This is a genomic window from Butyrivibrio sp. (assembly GCF_024699075.1).
The window spans coordinates 1-4,290 of sequence record NZ_JAILQF010000304.1 but is presented as its reverse complement, the minus strand read 5'-3'; the positions used below and the strand labels follow the sequence as shown (position 1 = coordinate 4,290).

The 4,290-nt window shown below is 38.9% G+C and carries 4 protein-coding genes; 2 read left to right on the top strand and 2 right to left on the bottom strand.

Annotated features, from left to right (window positions below):
* Positions 1 to 723 (bottom strand): SPFH domain-containing protein (locus K6G87_RS12195; protein ID WP_296837616.1); only part of this gene is annotated, 723 nt, incomplete at its 3' end.
* A gap of 506 nt (positions 724 to 1,229) precedes the next feature.
* Between K6G87_RS12195 and K6G87_RS12190 the strand changes: the two genes are divergently transcribed.
* Both K6G87_RS12190 and K6G87_RS12185 read left to right on the top strand, forming a co-directional pair.
* Complete coding sequence (locus K6G87_RS12190; protein ID WP_034491830.1) at positions 1,230 to 2,606, top strand: MATE family efflux transporter; 1,377 nt, start codon at positions 1,230 to 1,232, stop codon at positions 2,604 to 2,606.
* Between the two features lie 535 nt (positions 2,607 to 3,141).
* Positions 3,142 to 3,843, top strand: coding sequence for a 2-phosphosulfolactate phosphatase (locus K6G87_RS12185; RefSeq protein WP_296837611.1), 702 nt, complete (start codon positions 3,142 to 3,144; stop codon positions 3,841 to 3,843).
* 79 nt (positions 3,844 to 3,922) lie between these two features.
* Here the strand turns inward: K6G87_RS12185 and K6G87_RS12180 are convergent.
* Positions 3,923 to 4,290, bottom strand: a 368-nt coding sequence (locus tag K6G87_RS12180; protein ID WP_296837609.1) for a hypothetical protein, incomplete at its 5' end; no start/stop codon positions are given.

The window sequence follows — 4,290 nt, the reverse complement described above, 5'->3', positions numbered from 1 at the left end:
CTCCTCGTTAAGAGCCTGAGCAATTTCTGCTGTGTGTCCAGGTATTGCAGAATATCTTACGCCCATGCCTGAAATCTTAGCAAATGCAGGCTGAAGAGCTGTAAGAAGCTCTGACTTAAGCTGTGAATCGATCTGTGATCTTGAATAATCACCTGAAACGTTGCCACATACATTGGTATAGAACAAAATAGGATCAATGATCTTGTAGCTGTATTCACCAAAACACTTGATGGAGATATCAACGTCAAGTCCTACATTCTGATCTACTACTCTGAAAGGTACTGCATTAGCTGTACCATACTTGTTACCAAGAATTTCTTTTGTATTGAAATAATATACTCTCTGATCCTTGGGTGCTTCGCCGCCAAATGTAAATCTCTTACCAATGCTTGCGAATGTTGCTCCAATGCCTTCTCCAAGGCTTCCTGAGAAGATTGATGCCTCTGTAGAAGCGTCATATGTGAATTCACCGGGCTCTGCACAAAGCTCAACGACCTTGCCCTGATCTACGATGATCATACACTGACCGTCTGCAACTGCAATAACTGAACCTGTTGTAATGATATTATCACTACCTTTTGTATTGGATGAACGACCTGAAACTCTCTTGCTTCCTTTGGTTACAAGAACATCGTTCGGAATAGACTCACAATAGAAATACTCTTTCCATGAATCAGCAAGAACGCCACCTGCTGCCCCTGCTATAGCTTTAATAAGACCCATTAGAATTTCCTCCTTATAATTCCATGATAGCTATACAATTGATAATGTGCCGCATCTGTATAACATTATATCAAAGACATATTAATATTTCATTAATAAATTACAAGGATATAAAACATCTAATTTAGTTTTTACGCTGGAATAAACGGTGCTATTTTTTAAGATAAAGTTTGAAAGTATTCCACTTTCAAACCCAAATTGGTGTCGCGATCTCTACCAATTCATACATTTTTGAATCAAAGATTCAAAAATGCAGTAAATAGGCCAATTGAGAATGCCTTCGGCATTGGGCCTATTTACCAACCGATTCATTGAATCACGAAACACGCAGTAAATGCGCGTTTCTGTAATTTATGTTCAAGAAAACATACAATTTAGCTGCTCTCTTTGCTCGCGAAATAAGGTTAATGATCAGGTCAAAATATCTTCTTGATATTTTGAGTCTATAGAAATTATAATAGTAGCGGCCAAATTTGGTTAAATTTTTTAAATCAGGATAGATCATTATGGAAAACAAATCTAAAAACCCTTTAGGAAGTAAGAAAATATCAACTCTATTAAAAGAGTTCGCAATCCCCAGTATCATAGCCATGCTTGTTGGCTCTCTTTACAATGTTGTCGATCAGCTTTTTATCGGACAGAATATTGGAGAACTCGGCAATGCTGCAACCAATGTAGTATATCCCTTGGTTCCTGCCTGCATTGCAAGTGCTCTTTTGTTCGGAATAGGAGGAGCGTCCAACTTCAACCTTGCAATGGGAAGAGGCGAAAAAGACGGAGCCAAGTATTATATAGGTAACGCTGCATCCATGGCATTTCTGATCGGATCTATAATTGCCATATTCTCAGAGATAGCATGTAATGACATGCTGGTATTTTTTGGTGCATCCTCTAATGTATATCCTCTGGCAGAAAGCTATTTAAGGATCACAGCCGTAGGCTTTCCCTTCCTTATCTTCTCTTCCTGTGCCACACATATCATAAGAGCAGACGGAAGCCCCAAATATTCTATGAAGATGAATCTCACAGGTGCTATTACCAATATCATACTTGACTATATATTTATCTTCATATTCGGATGGGGGATGTTCGGAGCAGGATTTGCAACAATAATAGGTCAGATCATTTCAGCTGTAATGGGAGCTGTATACCTTACAAGATACAAGACCATCAAGCTTGACATAGCATCTTTTATCCCCAGATTATCAGTTGTTATCAGTATCGCTTCACTGGGTGCAGCCAACTGTTTCAACCAACTGGCAATGATGGTTCTGGCTATCGTACTCAACAAAAGCCTTAATTACTATGGCGGACTGTCACCCTATGGCACAGATATTCCTCTTGCTGTATCCGGTGTATCCCTTAAATGCATGCAGATAATGATGGCCTTTGTGATCGGCCTGTCACAAGGGCTTCAGCCTATCGCAAGCTTCAACTATGGTGCAAAACAATATGCAAGGGTTAAAGAAGCCTTGTTTGGAGCCTTAAAAACAGGTGCTGTGATAAGTTTCTTAGGTTTTATCATCTTCCAGGTATTCCCTCATCAGGTTATCGAGATGTTCGGCCAGGGTTCTGAAGAATACTTCGAATTCGGAGTCAGATACATAAGAATCTATTATCTATTCCTGTTTACTTATTTCATACAGCCAATAGTTTCAAACTTCTTCTCAGCTATCGGCAAACCTATCAAGGGAATCTTCCTATCGCTTACAAGACAGGTAATATTTTTCCTTCCTCTTCTTCTGCTGCTTCCAAGGTTCTTCGGAATAAACGGAATCCTCTATGCAGGAGCAATGACAGATCTTATCGCTGCAAGTGTATGCAGCATCGTAGGACTTAAGGAGATAACAAAGCCTCAGTATTCAAAGGCTTCCGATAATTAAAACGCCATATAATGCAGCATTAAAGACCGTGAGGATCATTCACGGTCTTTTTGATTATCTGATCATGTATATTGAAAGTATTAATCAAAGCACATATTATGAAGTAGGTGTCAAAAGTTCCTTTTGACACCATATGACTATCGGATTGTTCCGTTTCTTCGAAACTCTCACAATCCTCAAACATTCGCAAATCCGCACTACGTGCTACTTTGCTCATGTTTGGCGGGTCATAAATTCATATTCGATCTCGAGCAAGCTCGAATCGAAATGACTTTTGACCCTTACGTCATTATATTCCACTTAAATAGATGAAGCAAACATAAGAAATCTCATGAAGGCCCTATAAAACAAGCCTCATACCTTAATCATCACTTTCTGACCATAACTGCCTTTACATGCAAGGCTTCACAAATGCAATATGCAATGCTACAATATGTGCCAAATACGCCGGTCCAAAAGTGAGAAGGCATGAACCTCTTTGGCCATAGTTTACTCACAGCTTAAGACGTAAATATCATGTGAAAAGAGATATATTATGAACATACAGATTTTAGAACTAATTGAAGGCGCCAAAAAGGCCAAGGGACTTACAGTCGTCATAGATGTATTCAGGGCTTTTACAGTTGAATGCTATCTTTTTGATAAAGGCGCTGCCAGAATATATCCAATAGGTAAACTTGAAGAAGCACTTGAACTTAAAAAACAGAATCCATCCTATGTTCTCTTTGGAGAAAGAGAAGGCAAAAAGCAGGAAGGCTGTGATTATGGCAATTCTCCTTATCAGCTCCTTTCAGGGGATTTTGAAAATAAGACTATTATCCATACAACAAGTGCCGGAACTCAGGGAATAGTGAATGCAACAGGTGCTTCCGAAATAATAACAGGATCTTTGGTTAATGCAAAAGCCGTTGCCAATTATATAAAAGCCCAAAATCCCGAAGACGTCTCTATATGCGCAATGGGCCTTGCAGGAAAAGAAAGCTCCGAAGAAGACCTCCTTGCCGCAGAATATATAAAGTCACTGGTACTAGATCAGGATTTTGATATAAATGGAAGAATCGCCCATCTCAAAGACCACGGAGCATCCAAGTTTTTTAATCCTGATACTCAGGATGTTTTCCCAAAGGAAGATTATCCTTTGTGTGTTGATATCAATAAATTTCCATTTATACTAAAAGTATCAAATGTTAATAACAGGCTTACGATCAACAAGGTAACTATCCAGATTCCGGTGTAGGCAATTTCTTTTCAAGATATTCCCACCACCTAAAGGTGATGGGTTATCTTGATCATTTTATATATAACCGGGACCTATTTTAAATTCCTGAATTTGATAAAGCTCCACGTCGTCCCCTGACTATCATTGAAACAGCCATGTAAGTGACTATCAGAAAAATTGCAGTTCCTGTCCAGACTACCATATCATGTCGCATTTCGATATCATCAGCACCAAAGCGGGCCATCATTGCAATTTCCAAAGACATCATTGACACTAAAGCAGCCGTAAAACTCGCAATCCTCGCAGCCCCATACATAAGCCTCTCTTTTTTTCTCTTTCTGATAAGATTATAAATAGCAAGTATTATTGAATAAAAAGAGTAAAGGGCCATTCCGTAAATAAGAATGCCTGGATAATTGACAACAGCCTTAAAATTGGCAGCAAGATAAATAATATACGTCAGAA